General features: G+C 44.9%; 24 protein-coding genes. 15 read left to right on the forward strand and 9 right to left on the reverse strand.

The genetic code is table 11. The annotated features are described in order from the left end of the window. The first annotated feature begins 79 nt into the window (after positions 1-79). The 7 genes from AWV70_RS04230 to AWV70_RS04260 all read left to right on the forward strand — a co-directional run bounded on the left by AWV70_RS04230 (position 80) and on the right by AWV70_RS04260 (position 7,254). Positions 80-1,351: an acetyl-CoA hydrolase/transferase family protein gene (locus AWV70_RS04230; protein WP_060204719.1), complete on the forward strand. Its 1,272-nt coding sequence runs from the start codon at positions 80-82 to the stop codon at positions 1,349-1,351. A gap of 280 nt (positions 1,352-1,631) precedes the next feature. Next, complete coding sequence (locus tag AWV70_RS04235; RefSeq protein ID WP_060204721.1) at positions 1,632-3,026, forward strand: MBL fold metallo-hydrolase; 1,395 nt, start codon at positions 1,632-1,634, stop codon at positions 3,024-3,026. 14 nt (positions 3,027-3,040) lie between these two features. Further along, positions 3,041-3,394: a rhodanese-like domain-containing protein gene (locus AWV70_RS04240; RefSeq protein WP_060204723.1), complete on the forward strand. Its 354-nt coding sequence runs from the start codon at positions 3,041-3,043 to the stop codon at positions 3,392-3,394. 174 nt (positions 3,395-3,568) lie between these two features. After that, positions 3,569-4,390: an ABC transporter permease gene (locus AWV70_RS04245; RefSeq protein ID WP_060204725.1), complete on the forward strand. Its 822-nt coding sequence runs from the start codon at positions 3,569-3,571 to the stop codon at positions 4,388-4,390. 4 nt (positions 4,391-4,394) lie between these two features. Continuing rightward, on the forward strand, positions 4,395-5,183 hold the full coding sequence (locus tag AWV70_RS04250; protein WP_060204727.1) for an ABC transporter ATP-binding protein: 789 nt from the start codon (positions 4,395-4,397) through the stop codon (positions 5,181-5,183). Further along, positions 5,180-6,298, forward strand: coding sequence for an ABC transporter substrate-binding protein (locus AWV70_RS04255; protein ID WP_060204729.1), 1,119 nt, complete (start codon positions 5,180-5,182; stop codon positions 6,296-6,298). The genes AWV70_RS04250 and AWV70_RS04255 overlap by 4 nt, the downstream gene beginning before the upstream one ends. Before the next feature lie 200 nt (positions 6,299-6,498). Beyond that, positions 6,499-7,254 carry a DUF4184 family protein gene (locus AWV70_RS04260; RefSeq protein WP_060204731.1) on the forward strand — a complete coding sequence of 252 codons (756 nt, stop codon included), beginning with the start codon at positions 6,499-6,501 and terminating at the stop codon, positions 7,252-7,254. Positions 7,255-7,284: 30 nt separating this feature from the next. On the opposite strand, the gene AWV70_RS04265 is transcribed toward AWV70_RS04260, so the two are convergent. From AWV70_RS04265 to AWV70_RS04285, 5 genes are read right to left on the reverse strand one after another with little or no spacing between them, the layout of a single operon-like run. Next, entirely contained in the window at positions 7,285-7,833 is a 549-nt protein-coding gene (locus tag AWV70_RS04265; protein WP_060204733.1) for a hypothetical protein, read from the reverse strand. Between the two features lie 25 nt (positions 7,834-7,858). Beyond that, positions 7,859-8,827 carry a multidrug resistance efflux transporter family protein gene (locus AWV70_RS04270; RefSeq protein WP_060204735.1) on the reverse strand — a complete coding sequence of 323 codons (969 nt, stop codon included), beginning with the start codon at positions 8,825-8,827 and terminating at the stop codon, positions 7,859-7,861. Between the two features lie 12 nt (positions 8,828-8,839). Then, complete coding sequence (gene pepT / locus AWV70_RS04275) at positions 8,840-10,066, reverse strand: peptidase T (RefSeq protein ID WP_060204737.1); 1,227 nt, start codon at positions 10,064-10,066, stop codon at positions 8,840-8,842. A 37-nt stretch (positions 10,067-10,103) separates the two neighbouring features. Further along, complete coding sequence (locus tag AWV70_RS04280; RefSeq protein WP_235588541.1) at positions 10,104-10,763, reverse strand: lysoplasmalogenase; 660 nt, start codon at positions 10,761-10,763, stop codon at positions 10,104-10,106. A gap of 56 nt (positions 10,764-10,819) precedes the next feature. Continuing rightward, entirely contained in the window at positions 10,820-11,716 is an 897-nt protein-coding gene (locus AWV70_RS04285) for a LysR family transcriptional regulator (protein WP_060204741.1), read from the reverse strand. 112 nt (positions 11,717-11,828) lie between these two features. Here AWV70_RS04285 and AWV70_RS04290 point away from each other — a divergent pair, with 112 nt between their 5' ends. Continuing rightward, on the forward strand, positions 11,829-12,839 hold the full coding sequence (locus AWV70_RS04290; RefSeq protein ID WP_414714814.1) for a YeiH family protein: 1,011 nt from the start codon (positions 11,829-11,831) through the stop codon (positions 12,837-12,839). Positions 12,840-12,890: 51 nt separating this feature from the next. Here AWV70_RS04290 and AWV70_RS04295 read toward each other — a convergent pair whose 3' ends face one another. Then, complete coding sequence (locus AWV70_RS04295) at positions 12,891-13,121, reverse strand: DUF2187 family protein (RefSeq protein WP_235588542.1); 231 nt, start codon at positions 13,119-13,121, stop codon at positions 12,891-12,893. Positions 13,122-13,352: 231 nt separating this feature from the next. Between AWV70_RS04295 and AWV70_RS04300 the strand changes: the two genes are divergently transcribed. The 7 genes from AWV70_RS04300 to AWV70_RS04330 all read left to right on the forward strand — a co-directional run bounded on the left by AWV70_RS04300 (position 13,353) and on the right by AWV70_RS04330 (position 17,470). Further along, positions 13,353-13,616 carry a metal-sensitive transcriptional regulator gene (locus AWV70_RS04300; RefSeq protein ID WP_060204747.1) on the forward strand — a complete coding sequence of 88 codons (264 nt, stop codon included), beginning with the start codon at positions 13,353-13,355 and terminating at the stop codon, positions 13,614-13,616. A 66-nt stretch (positions 13,617-13,682) separates the two neighbouring features. Next, positions 13,683-14,171, forward strand: a complete 489-nt coding sequence (locus AWV70_RS04305; RefSeq protein WP_201024314.1) for a DsrE/DsrF/DrsH-like family protein — start codon at positions 13,683-13,685, stop codon at positions 14,169-14,171. A gap of 17 nt (positions 14,172-14,188) precedes the next feature. Next, positions 14,189-14,485, forward strand: coding sequence for a rhodanese-like domain-containing protein (locus AWV70_RS04310; protein ID WP_060204749.1), 297 nt, complete (start codon positions 14,189-14,191; stop codon positions 14,483-14,485). 47 nt (positions 14,486-14,532) lie between these two features. Further along, positions 14,533-15,102, forward strand: a complete 570-nt coding sequence (locus AWV70_RS04315; RefSeq protein ID WP_060204751.1) for a sulfurtransferase TusA family protein — start codon at positions 14,533-14,535, stop codon at positions 15,100-15,102. 24 nt (positions 15,103-15,126) lie between these two features. Beyond that, entirely contained in the window at positions 15,127-16,254 is a 1,128-nt protein-coding gene (locus tag AWV70_RS04320; protein WP_060204753.1) for an MBL fold metallo-hydrolase, read from the forward strand. Positions 16,255-16,286: 32 nt separating this feature from the next. After that, positions 16,287-16,514, forward strand: a complete 228-nt coding sequence (locus AWV70_RS04325) for a sulfurtransferase TusA family protein (protein ID WP_060204755.1) — start codon at positions 16,287-16,289, stop codon at positions 16,512-16,514. Between the two features lie 182 nt (positions 16,515-16,696). After that, positions 16,697-17,470, forward strand: a complete 774-nt coding sequence (locus AWV70_RS04330) for a sulfite exporter TauE/SafE family protein (RefSeq protein WP_060204757.1) — start codon at positions 16,697-16,699, stop codon at positions 17,468-17,470. Between the two features lie 26 nt (positions 17,471-17,496). Here AWV70_RS04330 and AWV70_RS04335 read toward each other — a convergent pair whose 3' ends face one another. From AWV70_RS04335 to AWV70_RS04345, 3 genes are all read right to left on the reverse strand, one after another. Continuing rightward, positions 17,497-17,886: an HI0074 family nucleotidyltransferase substrate-binding subunit gene (locus AWV70_RS04335; protein WP_060204759.1), complete on the reverse strand. Its 390-nt coding sequence runs from the start codon at positions 17,884-17,886 to the stop codon at positions 17,497-17,499. Then, complete coding sequence (locus tag AWV70_RS04340; protein ID WP_060204761.1) at positions 17,883-18,194, reverse strand: nucleotidyltransferase family protein; 312 nt, start codon at positions 18,192-18,194, stop codon at positions 17,883-17,885. Before AWV70_RS04340 ends, AWV70_RS04335 begins: the two co-directional genes overlap by 4 nt. 69 nt (positions 18,195-18,263) lie before the next feature. Then, positions 18,264-18,905: a glycerol-3-phosphate acyltransferase gene (locus tag AWV70_RS04345; protein ID WP_060204763.1), complete on the reverse strand. Its 642-nt coding sequence runs from the start codon at positions 18,903-18,905 to the stop codon at positions 18,264-18,266. Positions 18,906-19,052: the final 147 nt, after the last annotated feature.

The following is a 19,052-nucleotide window of genomic DNA, read 5'->3' on the forward strand; positions in this document are numbered from 1 at the left end:
CTCTCACTTTTCAACAAGTTGAGCAGGCTCTCCGTCTGTACTATACTGATTTCAATACATCAGCAGGGAAGTGTGACATATGACAAAGCGTTTACATCCATTGGAATTTATCGGATTGGTCGAAAAGAATGCAGATATCATTATTCCTCTTTCAAATGGCGAGCCTCATGGATTGTTGGATTTGCTTGAGACGCATTATGAAAAATTGGAGAACGTCAAAGTGCACCAAATGTTGGCATTGCGTGAACGTGATTATATAAATGGAAAAATGAAAGGCCATCTTTCTCATATTTCGTATTTTCTGAGTGGAGCGACGAGGAGGGCATATTGGGAAGGGCATGTCGAATTAATTCCAAATGTGTTTCAGGAAATGTATAGATTGCTGCAGAAAACGACGAAGAAGCCGATGGTGATGGCAGTTGCTTCACCGATGGATGAGCATGGCTATTTTTCGCTTGGAACGAATGCGGATTACTCTGCAGAATTTATCGGGAAGGTCCCTTTTGTCTTGGAAGTGAATAAGCATATGCCGCGCACTTTTGGGGCGAATCAAATCCATATGAGTCAAATTGCCGGGTTTATTGAAAATGATGTGCCTTTGACTGAAGAAATATCACCAGTCATTACGGAGAAGGACCAAAAAATTGCAGCGTACATTACTGAGGATATCCAAGACGGTGATACGCTGCAGATCGGTATCGGGGCGATTCCGAACGCTGTCATGAAAATGCTAAAGGACCGAAAGCATTTAGGCATCCATACGGAAATGCTGACGGATGGAATTGTCGATCTTGTTGAGGCAGGCGCTGTGGATGGGATGAAAAAATCGTCCCATAAAGGGAAAATTATTACGACTTTCGCTTTCGGCTCCCAACGTCTATATGATTTTCTGAATAACAATCCTTCCGTGGAGTTCCTCCCTGTAAGTGTCGTTAATGACGCGTATGAAATTGCAAAAGAAGAGCATATGGTGTCGATTAATGCGACGACAGAAGTCGATTTATATGGACAGTGTGCATCTGAAACCGTCGCGGGCCGTTATTACTCGTCTAGTGGCGGCCAGGCAGATTTCGCAAGAGGCGTCCGGCTGTCGAAATACGGCAAAGGGTATGTGTGTATGCATTCGACGGCGAAAAATGATACGATTTCGAGGATCAAACTGCATTTGGCGCCCGGCTCTGTCGTGACGACATCGAAAAACTATGTGGACAATATCGTGACGGAGTATGGGATTGCCAGGTTGCATGGCAAGTCGCTGTCCGAGCGGGCGAATGCATTGATTGACATCGCTCATCCGAAGTTTAGAGAAGAATTACGGATGGAAGCAAAAGAATTTGGATTGATCAAGTAGGAGAGGAGCCGATAGGGCTTCTCTTTTTTATGTTTCGTGCCCCATAGGGTAAATTCTTGTTGAACTGTCGTCAATCGGTGGTAAACTGCCCAGAGTCGGTGATAAAGTCTTTCAAGTCGGTGATAACACATCATGAGTCGGAGGTAAACTACATCAAGTCGGTGATAATTCTATCCAGCGAACGGAAGTTATTGGTTAAGCGGTGATAAACAAAATTGTTGCATTAACATACCCCTGGTGGTATATTGAGTTCACAGCAAAAATACATGGAGGGGTATATATGTATTTCAAATCATTTACAGATGAGAAGTTAGCGCAAAATGCTTATTTAATCGGATGTCAACGAACGGGTGAATCCATTATTATCGATGCACCCCGTAATTTTGAACATATATTGGGAGCGGCTGAAAAAGAAGGTCTGCGTGTCACAGCGGCGGCAGATACGCATATACACGCCGACTATGTCTCCGGCGCGCGGCAGTTGGCTGTTCAACATGGCGTGAAGCTATATTTGTCGGACGAAGGCGATGAAAATTGGAAGTATCGCTATACTGATGGAATCGATGTTGAATTCGTCAAGGAAGGCTCAAAGTTCTCGGTTGGAAATATCGATTTTGAAGTGTGGCATACGCCGGGTCATACGCCTGAGAGCATATCATTTCTGCTGACGGATCGGGGTGGCGGCGCGACGGGTCCAATGGGTATCTTCACAGGGGACTTCGTTTTCGTCGGTGATGTCGGTCGACCGGACTTGCTTGAAAAAGCGGCAGGCATCGGAGGAACTGCTGACAGTGGCGCACGGGATATGTACCGGTCCATTCAGCGCTTTAAAACTTTGCCCGATCATCTCGTCGTTTGGCCAGGACACGGTGCAGGTTCGGCTTGTGGGAAATCACTTGGAGCGGTTCCGATTTCAACAGTCGGCTACGAAAAGCAATCCAACTGGGCGTTGCAAATAAACGAAGAAGAAAAATTCGTTACAGAACTTTTGAAAGACCAGCCAGAGGCACCGGTTTATTTTGCGGAAATGAAGAAGCTAAATAAGGAAGGTCCTTCCATTTTGGGTGATGAAAAAGTGAAGGTGCTCAAAACGAGCGAGGAACTTAAAAAACTGGCAGCCGAAGAACAAGTTTTTGTCTTGGATACGCGGCCTGCCAAAGTAGCGGAGAAAGGCCTTTTGAAAGGATCCATAAATATTCCATTCAATAAATCATTCACCAACTGGGCTGGATGGTTGGTAAAATATGATGAAAAAATTGTCGTCATCGCAGAGATTGGTGAACAAGAAGAAGTGCAAAAAACATTACAATCCATCGGGCTCGATACGATCATCGCATTCGCCGATCCGGCTATGCTTAATGGCGAGGAACTCGTGACATATGAAACGTTACCCGTTTCGACTTTCCTTAAAGAGATGGAAGACGAAGATGCGTTTGTCATCGATGTGCGTAATGACAATGAATGGAATAATGGTCATTTGAACGAAGCGGAGCATTTATTCCTCGGCAAATTGCGTGAAGCTGACATTCTGGAAAACAAGAAAGTGCTCGTTCATTGCCAAAGTGGGGCGCGATCAGCAATCGCGTCCAGCATTTTGAAAGCGCGCGGCTTTGAAACCGTAAAACATATGGAGGGTGGGTATAATGCCTACTCTGCTGCACAATCCACAAACTGAAGGGGAGAGTATCCATGGAATGGATCATCATCATAGCAATTGTCGCGTTTTTCGCATGGCGTATGATGCCGTCAAAAGGCGTCAAAACAATATCGACTGAACAGTTGAAAGATATTCTGAAAGACAAATCAAAGCAGTTCATCGACGTTCGAACACCTGCGGAATATAAAGGTCGTCATATTCATGAATTTAAGAATATCCCTTTGAACTTATTAAAGTCCAAGTTGGATAAACTCGATAAGCATAAAGAAGTTGTCGTCATATGTCAAAGCGGCATGCGCAGTTCACAAGCTGCAAACGTCTTGAAAAAATCAGGCTTCACGAATGTTATCAACGTTAGAGGCGGAATGAGCGCCTGGCGCGGTTAATTGAATAAAGCAAGAAAGCATCTAGCTGAAAATGGCGGCGGGATGCTTTTTTGTTGTGTTTTATATACTCGTGCTTACATAAGCTGTTCCGCGTCTATTCGCTAAAATCCCCCTCATCTGCCCAAACAAACCTATAGGCATACACATATTATTGTTATGAAGAGGTGGTGAACGTTGAATAAAGACAAAGCGACTCTTGAACGCGATCCGTATGAAATCGAACAACGGGAATGGAAGCAACGACAGTCGAAGGAACGATACAAGCAGCTATTGACGATCGCTTCGCCAATCTTCCTTTTGCTGTTGTGGGAAGTGATGTCGAGGACGGGGATAATGGATATCCGATTTTTCCCGCCGCCATCCGCCATTTTAGGCACATTCATCAAAATGATAGCGAATGGGGTAATGGCCGATCATATCGGGGTGTCCTTATACCGGATATTTGCAGGGTTCCTCGCTGGCGTCATACCCGGGGTGGTCATCGGTTTGCTGATGGGGCTTTATTCTCCAATCCGGCATTTTGTTCAGCCGATTGTCATGGCGCTTATGCCGATTCCGACGCTCGCATTACTTCCAATCATCATCATCCTATTTGGAATTGGTGACTTGTCGAAAGTTATCACGATTGCGGGAAGCGTGTTTTTTCCGGTCGTCATCAATACGGCGGCCGGCGTCTTGAACATCGATCGAATTTATTTGGACGTTGCGAATAATTATGGGGCTGGCAAAATGCAGTTCTTTTTCAAAATCGCATTGCCTGGCGCATTGCCGGTCATGCTGGAAGGGATCCAGATGGGGCAGGCGATCGCCTTGTTGACGATTGTCGCTGCAGAAATGATGGGGGCGACTTCGGGAATCGGTTATCTGATCTGGACGTCATATAAGGCATTTTTGTTAAAGGAAATGTTTGTCGGACTCATCCTCATTTCATTTTTCGGCTATCTCTTTTCCTTGATGCTTCGCGGTCTTCAGAAAAAGTTGTTACCTTGGAGGTGATTGGATGAGAAAGAATGCGAAAATCGAAATTAGGAATCTGACGAAGGCATTTTACAAGAAACAATTGAGTGTGACCGCTCTCGACGACATTTCCCTCTCGATAGGAGAAGGGGAATTTGTCTGCATTGTCGGGCCGAGCGGTTGTGGCAAAACTACATTATTGCGGATACTAGCGGGACTTGAACAGCCAAGTATCGGTGAATTCGAAATTCGCTCTGAGCAGGAAGGACGTCCTCTCCAATCGATGGTATTTCAGGAAAGGGGTGTCATCCCTTGGTTGACTGTAAAGGAGAATGTCGCCTTTGGGCTGAAAATGCGAAAATTGTCGAAAGATGTCATCCAGGAGAGGACGGATTATTACTTACAAAAAACAGGGCTTGACCGGTTTGCACATCTTTACCCAAAGGAACTATCCGGGGGAATGAAGCAGCGGGTGAGCATTGCCCGTGCGTTTGCAAATGACCCGGAAATCTTGTTGATGGATGAGCCGTTCGCTGCGTTGGATGAACAGAATAAGTTCATCCTTCAAGAAGAGTTGCTTTCCATCTGGTCAGAAACAAGAAAAACAGTGATTTTCATAACACATAGCATAGATGAAGCCATATTGCTGAGCGATCGGATTTTGCTCATGAGTGCGCAACCGGGGAAGATCATCCAGCAAGTCCAGATCGACACACCGCGGCCGAGGACGATGGAAGATATTCGGAAAGATCCAAAGCTTGCAGAGCAGTTTGTCGATATTTGGAAGCATTTGCAAGATGAAGTGCAACGGTCCAGGAAAGAGAACAAATGAAATGGGGAGAAAAGGTGAAAGGGTTCAAGTATGGTTGGATAATGATGTTGGCTGCGATGCTCTTACTTGTCGGAGCATGCGCCAAACAAGAACCCGCGCCAGAAACGAAAGTGGAAAAACCGGCTGGCGGCGATACAGTCGTTGAGACGCCATCCGGGGATTTGGCGCCTCTTGATAAGCGGGTGAAGGTGTTGATTGCCGAGGACGGTGCGGCTTCAGGGGCAGGGTTCTATATCGCAAAGGAAAAAGGATATTTTGAGGATTACAATATTGAAGTGGAATTTGCTGATTTCGCTAATAGCGACGACATGCTGCCTGCACTTGCTGCTGGTGAAGTCGATATTGCGGGCGGCGTCTCAACCGCATCATTTTTCAACGCCATTGCACAAGGCATTGACGTTCGAATCATTGCGGATAAAGGGCATAATATGCCGGGCAAATCGTATTTCACCTTCGTCATCGGCAACCATATGGTAGATGAAATAAAAGATTATCCTGATTTCCGCGGGAAGAAGATTGCCGTGTCTTCCAGAAACTCGATTGATGGATATATTTACGAGGAAATGTTGAAACATGCGGGGTTAACTGAGGAAGATGTCGAATACGTCCATATCGCAGATTTTGGCGCAATGCTTGGCGCCATTGACGCAGGTACAATTGACGCAGCTCTTAGCATCGAGCCGTTGATTGCACAAGGAGTCGCGAATGGTTTCCACGTCCGGTTTAAAGATGCAACTGATTATGCACCTGAATCGCAGATCGCCATGGTTTTGGCCTCTCCGAAATTCATGGGTGAAGAAGACGTTTCATTACGCTTTATGGCAGCTTATTTGAAAGGTGTCCGGGATTACAACGATGCGTTCTTCAAAGGTGAGGGCAAAGATGAGATCGTTGACATCATGGTGCAACATACCGCTTTGAAAGATCCAGAGCTATGGGATAAAGTAAATGTCACCGGGCTTGATCCGGACGGTGAAATGTTCGTGGATGATATCAAGAAGCAATACGAAACGTATAAAGCGAACGGGGCGATCTTGGGTGATATTGATTTTGATAAAGCCGTCGATACTTCATTAGCAGAGGAAGCAGTGGAGATTATTGGGGAGTATGAATGAATCAAAGATAGGTAATTCCGCTATCAAAAGAAAAAAATAATAACTGGTGTTGGTATTGGGTTTCCAAGAATCTGTAAACTTGGAAACCTTTTTGTGTTGTGAGGCGTATGATTAGTAGTGGGAAATATATAGAATTGGAAAAACCATTATTGAGTTTTGGAGTCAATAATACTAATTAAGCATTTGGGGGAGTTCATTATATGCCCTTAACGTTCGCTCATCCTGCAGCAGTCTTGCCTTTTTCGAGAAACAGCAAGTATGTTAATTTCTTAGCATTGGTTTTAGGAAGTATGTCGCCTGACTTTGAGTACTTTCTCAGAGGAAAACCATCTGGTGAGATTGGTCACACATTTATAGGGTTTGTAACTTTTAATCTTCCAGTTGTCGCGGTTGTTTATTTAATTTATCAAGCATATATACATAGAACTTTGTTTAATCATTTGCCGTTTCTCCTGCAAGATACGCATTCTGAAAAGCGAGATGCATCTAAATCGTTAAAAGCTATTGTCTTTCTCTACTCGGCGCTTTTTGGCATGCTGACCCATGTAGTCTGGGATTCGTTTACACACATAAATGGTTTTATGGTGAATAAGTTGTCGGTGCTTTCTTATACCTTTCAAGTTTTCGATAGGGATATCCCTGTTTACAAAATCCTTCAACATGGAAGCACATTTGCCGGTATATGTGCCATTGGTACATATATGTACTATCGAACAGCAAAGTATAATGGTGATAAGGAATTGGGGATAAGACTGGTACAAAAATCGATGTATTGGGGCTGTATTACTTTACTATCTCTATTTTTGTTTGGGGCATGGTCTTTCATTTATCCAATCCCATTTGAATTGTATGGAAGCATTATTGTGCGGATTATAGATTCTGCATTAGTCAGTTTGTTGATTGTTTCGTTGTACTTCGATTATTTTCCTAGACGCAAAAACCGCTCAGTAATTTGAGCGGTTTTTGCGTCTAGGGAATAATAAAACTTATTCATATCCGCCTTCAGCATCAGGCAGTTCCTTATAGCTATCTTTCTCTTTAATTAAATCTAAAATAGTATCCCGTAACTCAATCAGCTGTTTCGCGTCGTTCGTCGGGTTGCAATAGGCTCCGGGAACAGTATGGCTTATTGTTTCTCCGTTGATAAGGACCTCCCATTTATCTTCTTCATAGGGTTCTACAGAACAATCGATGATTTCGGGTATTAATTGTTTGGCGTCCGCAATGTTAATCTCTTTCATTTTCCCATAAATAAAATTCATTTCCTCTTCAGTAAATGTTACATCAGTTGTCACAGTTCCCGCCTCAATTAAATCTTTCGTGAAGGTGCCTTCAAATGTATTAATTTCATTACTGCTCCAATAACCGAATTGGGTAGAAAAATTGAAATCATCGGGTTTGCTTTCTGGCATAGTTATAGAATCTGTTTCTTTTAAACCGGAAGCTCCGGATTCGACTTCATTTATGTTTGCAGTGGGTCGATTGCAAGCGCCCAATAGGAAAATAAGTAGTAAAAAAGAAAAAAGTCTTCTCAACTATAATTCCTCCTTTTCTTCCTAATTATAGCTCCGCACTTACGGACATTTTCCTCTTCGCAACAGACGTTTGATAACTATGCAAACCCATGCCGACAATAATCACCAAAATGCCAACGAGTGAAAGCGGACCGGGCAGAGCGATATGTAAAATGAGCATTTCCCCGATCATCGCGAAAATGAGCTCTGTCGATTGCGTCGCTTCGACCGCTGCAAGCTTGCCTTGGTCATGCTGGACAAGGTCTGTCGCCAAGAAGAATAGTGTCGTCGCAATGACGCCTGAGCTGACTGCAACAATCAATGATTGGGTCACTTGATTCATAGACGGAGGCCCGACAGTGAACATTGCGTAGACAGCAAAACCGATCCAAACCGGAATCGTCATCAACGTCATCGCTAGCACCCTCTGAAACGTATCGAGTCTTCCTTGCAATAAATCCATCATCTTTCGGTTGCCTAATGGGTAGGCGATAGCCGCAACGATGACGGGGAGGATGCCAAGCCATAATGTGTGTGTATCGACACTGTTCGCATTCGGAATTTGAATCAACACGACGCCGGCAAAAATAATCAATGTAATGAGCAGTGATACGATGGGAACTCTTTGCCGAATTCTCTTTTCCCCTTCATCTGTCTTCACGACAATGAAGAACAATGGTGCCAATAAAACGCCCGCCACAATAGTCAGTTGCCATGTGCCCGCAAGCAGCCACCCTGGGCTGTACGCGGCGGAAAAAGTGAGAGGAGCATAAAAAAGGACGAATGCAACGATGCTCCAAATGAAGAAGGGGAGGGGCTTCGCGGCCATTGTCTTGCCGGTTTCCCGTAGCCCTTTCCGATAAGCCACGATGGCAATCAAAAACGGAACCATGAAGAAATAACGGAGGGAGGCGCTCCACAACCAGCTGCCTCCCGAAATTTCCATCGACCTATTCAACACGAATGTCACTGCGAAAAATAGAGATGACAGAATACCGATCCAAATAGCCTTCACAGTGACACCTCCCTATCCGCGTTCTTCGAAGAGTTTTACAGCTTCAATGATGACGTTTGTCGCCTTCTCCATATTGTCGACCGATATATATTCATATTTCCCATGGTAATTCTCACCGCCCGTGAAAATATTCGGCGTCGGCATGCCCATATAAGAAAGCTGGGATCCGTCCGTACCGCCGCGCACCGGCACAATATCAGGCTGGATGTCGAGTACTTTGAATGCATCGGAAATAATATCAACGATTTCCATGACGGGTTCGATCTTCTCACCCATATTGAAATATTGGTCAGTCAGTTCAAGCTCTACAGCATATTCACCATGCTCTTTTTTCAGTTGAGCAGCCGTGTCGACAAACAATCGCTTTCGCGCTTTAAACGTTTCACGATCAAAATAGCGAATAATATAATGCAACTCGGTCTTCTCGACAGATCCACTCACATCCGTCAAATGGACGAACCCTTCATAGCCGTCTGTTACTTGCGGAATTTCACTCGCAGGCATCGCCGCTTGGAAATGGTTCGCAATTAGAATGGAGTTCACCATTTTGTCCTTTGCGGATCCCGGATGGACGTTTGTTCCGTGGAACGTCACTTTTGCGCCAGCTGCATTGAAGCTTTCATATTGCAACTCACCAAGTGGTCCGCCATCCATTGTGTAGGCGTACTTCGCGCCGAATGCTTCCACATCGAATTTCTGCGGACCACTGCCGATTTCTTCGTCAGGCGTAAAACCAATGCGAAGCTTTCCATGTTTGATTTCTGGATTCTGAATCAAATACTCCATCGCTGTCATGATTTCTGCGATTCCGGCTTTATTGTCAGCGCCTAACAACGTCGTACCGTCTGTCGTAATAAGCGTATGGCCTACATAGTTTTTCAACTCAGGGAATGTGGAAACGGACATCGTTGTTTCCGCATTCAACTGAATATCATTGCCGTCATAATCGTCTACTCGCTGTGGGTTGACGTTTTTGCCTGTATAATCAGGTGCAGTGTCGACGTGCGCTAAAAAGCCGATTGTCGGAACCTCTTTATCCGTATTGGCAGGGAGAGTCGCGAATAGATAGCCGTTCTCATCCAATGTGATCTCTTCCAGTCCAATATCGGCAAGTTCTTTTTCAAGCACATGCAATAGATCCCATTGTCCTGGCGTGGATGGGGTGGACGTGCTGTTTTCATCCGATTGTGTATCAATTTTTACATAACGTGTCAGGCGTTCAATCAGTTTTTCTTTCATTTCAAATTCCTCCAGTTGATGAAAAGCGTAGTTTCCCTTATCTTATCAGATTGTTTCGGTTCACGGAATACTTGACGACCCGGCTGCCAATGCTTGCTGCGATGAACACTTGTGCAGCATAGTATGTCACCATGACGAAAGCGTCACGATAAGGGATTTCAAGGACGAATCGGTCAATCGCTAATACGGAATCCGAGAGCATGAACAGCAACGCACCTGTAATGGCAAGTGGCATTCTCGTACGGATCGCCATCCAACCCATCGTTAAAATGACTGCGATATAGGCAATGATAGCCGCGCCAAGAATCGACTCACCAACAGCGAATTGGGACCCGGCAATCCAGATGGCCATTGCGGCACCGTAAAGCACGAGAAGGACCGCAGCCCATATCGGAACGCGTTTACGGCTCGCAGACTTGAAAGCGAGGATGTAAAAAAGATGTCCAATGAAAAAAGTGATAAGGCCGGCCATGAACCAGTAGATAACCCCATCTGCAATCATACAGACGAATAATCCGGCAATGATAAGTCTTTTATACTCCTGTGAAACAAGTGGCGGCGTCATTGCAGCGAACATGAGAATGAGTGCCATCGGAATAAGCTTCATGAAGATCTTGAGACCGACCGGATCGGGTGGAATAAAAAAGATATAAATGGCACCCATTATGATGATAGCTGACAATAAAATATTCCTCACTGCTTGAACAGCTCCTCTCCTCCTTTCCATTTCGATAGGCAGAGGTGGAATTCCTTCTATTTCAGTGTCGTCAATAATTTATTTGTCCGCAAGATATCAATGAAAACCTCGAGTGCCTTTGTTTGGAAAGGGGTGTTTGTCACAATCGAAAATTGACGGCGGTAGGGGAGCCCTTTCACGTCCAGCACTAGCAAATCACCGTTTTTCAATTCTTTTTTAATCGACCAATGGGAAAGTAAGCTTATGCCGAGACCTGCTTCGACCGACTCCTTGATCGGCTGGGTGCTGCTGAAATCCATAAGTTTTGTCGGTGCAATTTTGTGCAGTTCGAATAAATTATCCATCGCCTCTCGTGTACCGGAACCATGCTCACGAACAATCCAAGTCTCCTGTTCCAACTCGGTCATTTCAAGTAGTTCTTTCCGGAATGCAAGCGGATGGTCAACGGGACAGACAATCACCATAGCATCTTCTGCAAAATCCTCGACGATGAGTCGTGCTGCATTGAATTTCCCCTCCACGATACCAATATCAAGCTGATGGCTTGCGACAAGATCGGCAACGGTCGCCGTATTGCCGATTTTTACAGTTGGTTGGACATCGGGATAAGTCTGTTGTAAATTGGCGATAATGCGTGGCAGCACGTATTCGCCGAATGTATAACTCGCGCCGATCGACAGCGGACCGCTCGCCTTATTCGCCAAATCATCGACAAGGTTTTGCATTTTCGTATACAAAGCAAGGATTTCCTTCGCATGATGATAGACGATCTCACCGGCTTTGTTGAGGCGGACGTATTTATTCGTCCGTTCGAGTAACCTTGCCCCGATCTGATCCTCAAACTGCCGGATATATTGGCTCACTGCAGGCTGGGTCATATGATGCTCCTCAGCGGCACGTGAAAAGCTCTTTTTTTCTGCCACTGTGACGAATATTTGAAGCTGTAGATCCATTTCCGATCCCTCCTTGAATTAATTATACAGTTTTACTTATCATGAGGATTATTATAATTTATTTTACTTATATAATACCGCGTATTAGGCTTACAGAGAGGAGGTAATGCAGATGACTGAAAAAAAGAGTGCTAACGAAAGAGGCTTATGGATTGCAGGGATCGCTTTCACATTTTTTATTGCATTAGTAGGTTTTTTATTAGCGAAAGTGCCTGGATTCAACCATATCGGACAGTTGGCGAGCGCCATTATTATTGCTGTTGCGTATCGACAAGTTTTCGGCTATCCGGAAATGCTTCGTGCAGGAATTACATTTTCCTCGAAAAAGTTGCTGAGGCTAGCCATTATTTTATACGGTTTGAAATTAAACATTGATGTCGTGTTCCGTGACGGATTGGGATTGCTGGCACGTGATGCACTTATCATTGCATTTGCCATTACGGCGACTGTCATGTTAGCGAAATGGCTGAAAGCGGACAAAGAAATTTCGTTTCTGCTAGGGGTAGGGACGGGGGTATGTGGAGCTGCGGCCATCGCGGCAGTCGCGCCGATTGTCAAAGCGAAGGATGAAGACACCGCAATCGGCGTCGGGATCATCGCCATGATGGGCACCGTGTTTGCGATTGGTTATACATTACTGCGGCCCATATTACCATTGCTCCCAACGGAGTATGGCATTTGGTCGGGGATGAGCCTTCATGAACTTGCACATGTCGCCATTGCTGCCGCTCCAGCGGGGGAAGACGCGCTCGCCATTGCATTATTGGCGAAACTCGGCAGGGTATTTTTATTAGTCCCTTTATGCTTCATTTTCATCTACTTCATGAAGCGGAAAAGCAAAGGGGAAGAAGATGGTCAGAACAAAATCGAATTTCCATGGTTCCTTGTCGGATTCATTTTACTAAGCCTGTTCGGAAGTTATGTATTGGGTCATTCAATCCCGGTATCTGATAATGTAATGGCGGGCATCAGCACAGCAACGACATGGCTATTGACAGCCGCCATGGTTGGTCTTGGGTTGAACGTCAGCTTGAAGGACTTGCGCGAACGCGCTATGAAGCCATTGATTGCAATGACAATCACATCAATCTGCCTATCTGTTTTGGCGTACTTCATTATATAAGTAAAAAAGGGCACTCCGGCGGTGGCGGAGATGCCCTTTTTCCATATAAAATTAATCTACTGAGTAGTTCTTGTGTGAAACAACGGTGAGGTTCGATGCGACGCCAATAAGGTCGGCATCTTCCTCTGAAATTTTAACAATGACCGAGTTTTCAAGGATCTTGTGGATTGTCCCATTCACCTCATGGTCATTGCGAACGAATGAAATCTCCTCATCGATTTGACGGGCTGCGACAAAATCTGAAACAGGTTTCTCCTTACGTGGAAAAGCCAAACGAATCACTCCTACTGTTTATTCTCATAATGAAAAAATTGCTTGGGCATGCCCTAAGCAATCAAATCATGATGGAAAACAACTAGTTGAAACCGATCCCTATCAAGTTGTCTATTACTAGTATACCATAAATTGTCGAACTTTGCAGAATCCTGAATCGAAGAAGATCGGTTGCTTGACATTATACCTTACGGGGTATATAATCGGTATTGTACTCCATGAGAAAGGAGCTGATCACAATTGGAATACGATGACAAAGTCGTGAATCGCTTAAAACGAATCGAAGGCCAAATCAAAGGGATTTTACGGATGATCGAAGAAGGAAAAGATTGTAAAGAGGTCGTTACGCAATTGTCGGCTTCCCGTTCGGCGATTGACCGTACGATTGGCGTCATTGTCAGCTCGAACATTATTTCATGCATGCAGAACGTTGATGAAAATAACCCGATGAATCAAGAGGAGATCGTAAAGCAAGCGGTAGACCTTCTTGTAAAGAGTCGCTAAACAGTTGACTCTTTTCTTTTATCGGTTTAATATACCCATAGGGGTAACGGTACTATAAGAGAAGGGATGATTGTATTGTCGGAAACGAAAAAGACGACCATTGTTTTGTTCAGTGGAGATTACGATAAAGCGATGGCTGCCTATATCATTGCAAACGGAGCTGCGGCTTATGATCATGAAGTGACGATCTTCCATACGTTTTGGGGATTGAATGCACTCCGAAAAGAAGAGCAGGTGCCCGTGAATAAAGGGTTCCTTGAAAAGATGTTTGGGAAAATGATGCCGCGCGGTGCTGATAAGATGGGCATTTCAAAAATGAATATGGCTGGAATGGGCCCTAAAATGATTAAGCATGTCATTAAAAAGCATAATGCGATGACGCTTCCATCATTAATTGATATGGCAAAAGAACAAGACATCAAACTTGTCGCATGTACGATGACAATGGACTTGTTAGGTCTCGATCAAGCGGAGTTGCTGGACGGCATTGAATATGCGGGTGTAGCCGCTTATTTGGCGGATGCGCAAGACGGCAATGTGAATTTATTTATCTAACACAAGGAGGAAGTACCATGAACGAAGTGACTGCAAAAGAAATCGAAGTAAAATTGTCCGCGGAGCAATCGCTGAATATTATTGATGTCCGTGAAGTGGACGAAGTTGCGGAAGGTAAAATTCCCGGCGCCATCAATATCCCTCTTGGGCTGTTGGAATTCCGAATGAACGAGTTGGATAAACACGCGGAGTACACAATGGTTTGTCGTTCGGGCGGTCGCAGCGGACAGGCAACGAAATTCCTAGAAAGTTACGGATATAATGTTGTGAATATGGCAGGCGGCATGTTGGCTTGGGAAGGTCCGACCGAATAATTTTTTATGCAGAAAAATATACCCCCATGGGCATTAGGAGTGACGAAATGATAAAAGCGGATCACATAGTCGACGCGGAAGGCTTGGCATGCCCAATGCCGATCGTCAAAACAAGAAAAGCGATGAAAGAGTTGGAAAATGGCGGTGTCATGGAAGTGCGGGCAACCGATAAAGGCTCTACAGCCGACTTAAAAGCTTGGGCGGAAAGTTCCGGTCATCACTATTTAGGAACAACTGAAAAAGACGGAACGCTTACACATTATTTACGGAAGTCGGACGATCAGGAAAAAGTGGAAATGAGTCATCCCCATATAGCTTCTAATGAAGAATTGGAAACAGCTCTTTCAAATCGGGAAGAAATCATCGTTTTGGATGTTCGGGAGGTCGCGGAATTTGCTTTCGGTCATATTCCCGGCGCTCAATCACTGCCGCTCGGCGATGTTGAGAGTGCTTTGAGCGATTTGGATAAAGAAGCATCCATTTATGTTGTTTGCCGAACGGGAAATCGAAGCGACCTGGCAGCACAAAAACTTGCAGCCGCAGGATTCACGGACGTGAAAAACGTAACACCCGGCATGAGCGGATGGAACGGTCCCATTGAAAAATCCGTTCAATAACATATGTGATAGGAGGAAACAGGAATGACGGTTACACCGATACTTGCTGGCGAAATCGCTAAAAAAGTAATCTCAAAAGAGGCGTTCTTCATTTTGGATGTCCGTAACGAAGATGCTTTTTCAGATTGGAAAATTGAAGGGGAGAACATTCAATACTTGAATATCCCTTATTTTGATGTACTGGATGGAGTGGAGGGAATTCTCGATCAAATTCCAACAGATCAGGACGTTGTCGTCGTCTGTGCAAAGGAAGGCTCTTCTATTTTTGTCGCGGAAATGCTTGCTGAAGCTGGACGTGATGTCCGCTATTTACAAGGCGGCATGAAAGCATGGAGCGAACATTTGGAGCCTGTGAAGGTGGGTGACTTAAAGGATGGCGGCGCAATCTATCAATTCGTGCGCATCGGAAAAGGATGCCTCTCTTATATGATCGTGTCGAATGGCGAAGCGGCGATTGTGGATGCAACAAGAATGACGGATGTGTTCATTGATTTTGCAAAACAATTGGACGTGAAGATTACGAATGTACTCGACACGCATCTGCACGCAGATCATATTTCCGGCGGACGCGAAATTGCCGAAGCCGTGAACGGAACATACTGGCTGCCGCCGAAAGATGCAACAGAAGTGACGTTTGCATACGAACCGTTGGAAGATGGTCGAGTTATAACGGTGGGGACGTCGAAAATCGATATTCAAGCGCTGTATTCACCGGGCCATACAATCGGCTCCACTTCATTCATTGTAGATGATGCTTATCTATTATCCGGAGATATTTTATTCATCGATTCCATCGGTCGCCCAGACCTCGCTGGCTTGGCGGAAGATTGGGTCGGCGATCTACGGGACACTTTGTATAGCCGTTACCGTGAGTTAGCGGAAGGTCTACTCGTCCTACCAGCGCATTTCATGATTATCGAAGAATTGAATGATGATGGAAGCGTTTCGGAAACGTTAGGAAAGCTGTTCGCGAATAACCACGGTTTGAACATCGAGGACGAACAGGAATTCCGTCAACTGGTGACAGGAAATTTGCCTCCTCAGCCCAATGCATACCAAGAGATCCGCCAAACGAACATGGGTAAAATCACACCTGACGAAGAAACACAGCGTGAAATGGAAATTGGACCAAACCGTTGTGCGGTCCGATAATAAAGAATTTGATTAAAAGGAGAAGATGATAAATGAACGTAGCAAAAGTATTAGACGCAAAAGGGTTGGCATGCCCAATGCCGGTTGTACGTGCAAGAAAGACAATAAAGGAAATGGAGACAGGAGAAATCCTTGAAATCCATGCGACTGATAAAGGCTCCATGGCTGACTTGACTGCATGGGCGAAAGCCAGCGGACATGAAATGGTTGACCAAAAAGAAGATGCAGGCGTCTTCACGTTTTATATTAAAAAGGGCTAATTGTAGGGGAGGGGGTATCTAGATAGATACCCTTTTCCTGATTATGCATCTAGCTTCGTGCGCCAGGGGATAGGGTCATAAGTCCAAGTTAATGTGGCAAAAAACGCTACGTCGCATCTTCGCCTTATGCCCGATGCCCCTATTCTGGCGCCCTGTGCTTATAAATTAGGGAGGTTGAATTTATGGATATGACATTTCTCATCACCATTTTCCTCATCGGATTTGTAGGTTCCTTCGTTTCCGGCATGGTCGGAATCGGCGGATCGATCATCAAATATCCGATGCTGTTATACATTCCGCCATTGCTCGGAATTGCCGCATTCTCCGCGCATGAAGTTTCGGGGATTAGTGCAATCCAAGTGTTTTTCGCTACAATTTCCGGTGTGTGGGCTTACCGGAAGGGTGGATATCTAAATAAGACATTGATCATTTATATGGGAAGCGCGATTTTGATCGGAAGCTTCATCGGGGGCTACGGCTCCAATTTAATTTCAGAAGGAAGCATCAATCTGGTGTACGGCATTCTGGCTACGATTGCAGCCATCATGATGTTCATTCCGAAAAAAGGATTGGATGATATTCCTGCTGATCAGGTCGTTTTCAATAAATGGCTTGCAGCGGTGCTTGCTTTCATCGTAGGGATTGCGGCTGGAATCGTCGGAGCTGCGGGAGCATTCATTTTAGTGCCCATCATGCTTGTCGTCTTGAAAATCCCGACACGCATGACGATTGCAACATCCCTCGCCATCACATTCATTTCCTCAATCGGTTCGACTGTAGGAAAGATTGTGACGGATCAAGTGCTTTACGGGCCAGCTGCCGTCATGATTGTAGCAAGCGTCCTTGCCGCGCCATTAGGGGCAAAAGCGGGTCAAAAGATGAATACGAAAGTATTGCAGGGAATCTTGGCTGTGTTGATTCTCGGGACGGCCGTGAAAATTTGGTTGGATTCTTAATGAAATGAAAGAGGCGCTTGAACAGGTCAACTGTTGAAGTGCCTCTTTAGCTTGTCATCCATTCGGTTAAGCCATGAAGTTAAAAGGGGGAAATAACTGTGTATGTTTGTGTGGATCTTGATGGCTAGTTCCTCGTTATACGTATGAGCCGTTAGATTTCGGTCATTCACCATTTGCAATGCTTGAATTGTTTCTTCATCGCTGAACAAATCAACTTCACGGAAACTCCGAATAACGCCTTTAGGCGATCCTATATCAATACCTTCAATGTCAAACAGGTACTGTTTCGCAGCTTTCCAGGTTGCCTCGAATGTGATTTCAAATCTTTGGATTGTGGCGTCACGTTCGACATTATTCGGATTTTCAATTACCACAAGTTCACCTAATGAAGCTAAAGCTTTCCTGGCGGTTGTTATACGCTCTTGAAGTCGTTCAACAAAATTCCCTCCCTTTTCACGTTTTGAATTAAAGGTTTGCTTGCATCGTTCAAATTAACAAGATCTATATGATAGGGGATAGTTGATTCTTCCAGTCGGTCTTGTAAATCAATCCAACTCGCAGGAGAAAGAGGTCGGTTAGGCTCAACAGAAATGTCAATGTCCGAACTTTGTTTTTCAACTCCTCTTGCCCAGGAACCAAAAAGATAAACATTCACATCCTCTTTTGAGAGAGATTCAGCAAGAATACATTTCAAGTCAGCAAGTATTTTTTCTCTTAATACCACCTGTCAAACCCCCTTTCCCTCAGTGTATCACTGAGAAGTCAAACATTTCGATTTACAGCAATAAAAGCATCAATTCGAGGATGTTTTCTTTTTTTTCTTGAATGACGCCCGTATCCGTGGTTCATTCCCTTGGCGAATCCGCTTGAAGTTTTCGATATGCTTCCAGATCGCCATTAAGAAAAGCAATACGGCAATCAATATCGGCCAATAGCCATCGAGCCAAATGGCCATTGCCAAGAGAGTGAGATATAGCATGATGACGCCAATGACGAGAATATCCGTCACGAGCGCTACAAGAATGAACAGAAGCAACCCCGTAAGCCCAAATCGCCAATCAATGGCGAATAAAACCCCGATTACAGTTGCAGTACCTTTCCCGCCATTAAACTTCATATGGAACGGAAAATTATGGCCAAATATGACAGCGGCTCCAACAACGAATAAAAGCAAAGTGATGGACTCTGCGGGAAGCCCGAAGTGTCCGGCAAGCAGCCTTGCTGCAATGACTGCAGCAATTCCTTTTCCTATATCAATCAAAGCGACAAGCGCGCCATACCGTTTCCCAAGAACGATCATCGCATTCGACGCTCCGGCATTTTTCACGCCAGCCTCTTTCAAATTAACTCCTGAAATCCAATGTGCAACTGTCGAGCCATGCAAGCAGCCAACTACATATCCACACACTATGGTAACTATAATCCATAAAGTCATAAGAATCCCCCAAAATTAATATATTCATATGCAACGTGCAAAGTTTGTTGAATCGCGTCCAAAGCAAGCAGTTGCGAGTCCAAAGAAGGCCGTCCCGCGTCTAAAGTGAGTGTCTGCGAGTCCAAAGAAGGCCGTCCCGCGTCCAAA

Source organism: Sporosarcina koreensis (assembly GCF_001531445.1).
GTDB lineage: Bacteria > Bacillota > Bacilli > Bacillales_A > Planococcaceae > Sporosarcina > Sporosarcina koreensis_C.

Bases quoted from the DNA above. Each gene is read 5' to 3' on its own strand.
- AWV70_RS04325 (WP_060204755.1), top strand. From the start codon at position 16,287: ATGAACGTAGCAAAAGTATTAGACGCAAAAGGGTTGGCATGCCCAATG.
- AWV70_RS04230 (WP_060204719.1), top strand. From the start codon at position 80: ATGACAAAGCGTTTACATCCATTGGAATTTATCGGATTGGTCGAAAAG.
- AWV70_RS04285 (WP_060204741.1), bottom strand. From the start codon at position 11,716: ATGGATCTACAGCTTCAAATATTCGTCACAGTGGCAGAAAAAAAGAGC.
- AWV70_RS04330 (WP_060204757.1), top strand. From the start codon at position 16,697: ATGGATATGACATTTCTCATCACCATTTTCCTCATCGGATTTGTAGGT.
- AWV70_RS04240 (WP_060204723.1), top strand. From the start codon at position 3,041: ATGGAATGGATCATCATCATAGCAATTGTCGCGTTTTTCGCATGGCGT.
- AWV70_RS04235 (WP_060204721.1), top strand. From the start codon at position 1,632: ATGTATTTCAAATCATTTACAGATGAGAAGTTAGCGCAAAATGCTTAT.
- AWV70_RS04290 (WP_414714814.1), top strand. From the start codon at position 11,829: ATGACTGAAAAAAAGAGTGCTAACGAAAGAGGCTTATGGATTGCAGGG.
- AWV70_RS04255 (WP_060204729.1), top strand. From the start codon at position 5,180: ATGAAATGGGGAGAAAAGGTGAAAGGGTTCAAGTATGGTTGGATAATG.
- AWV70_RS04315 (WP_060204751.1), top strand. From the start codon at position 14,533: ATGATAAAAGCGGATCACATAGTCGACGCGGAAGGCTTGGCATGCCCA.
- AWV70_RS04260 (WP_060204731.1), top strand. From the start codon at position 6,499: ATGCCCTTAACGTTCGCTCATCCTGCAGCAGTCTTGCCTTTTTCGAGA.
- AWV70_RS04250 (WP_060204727.1), top strand. From the start codon at position 4,395: ATGAGAAAGAATGCGAAAATCGAAATTAGGAATCTGACGAAGGCATTT.
- AWV70_RS04345 (WP_060204763.1), bottom strand. From the start codon at position 18,905: ATGACTTTATGGATTATAGTTACCATAGTGTGTGGATATGTAGTTGGC.
- pepT (WP_060204737.1), bottom strand. From the start codon at position 10,066: ATGAAAGAAAAACTGATTGAACGCCTGACACGTTATGTAAAAATTGAT.
- AWV70_RS04320 (WP_060204753.1), top strand. From the start codon at position 15,127: ATGACGGTTACACCGATACTTGCTGGCGAAATCGCTAAAAAAGTAATC.
- AWV70_RS04305 (WP_201024314.1), top strand. From the start codon at position 13,683: ATGATTGTATTGTCGGAAACGAAAAAGACGACCATTGTTTTGTTCAGT.
- AWV70_RS04310 (WP_060204749.1), top strand. From the start codon at position 14,189: ATGAACGAAGTGACTGCAAAAGAAATCGAAGTAAAATTGTCCGCGGAG.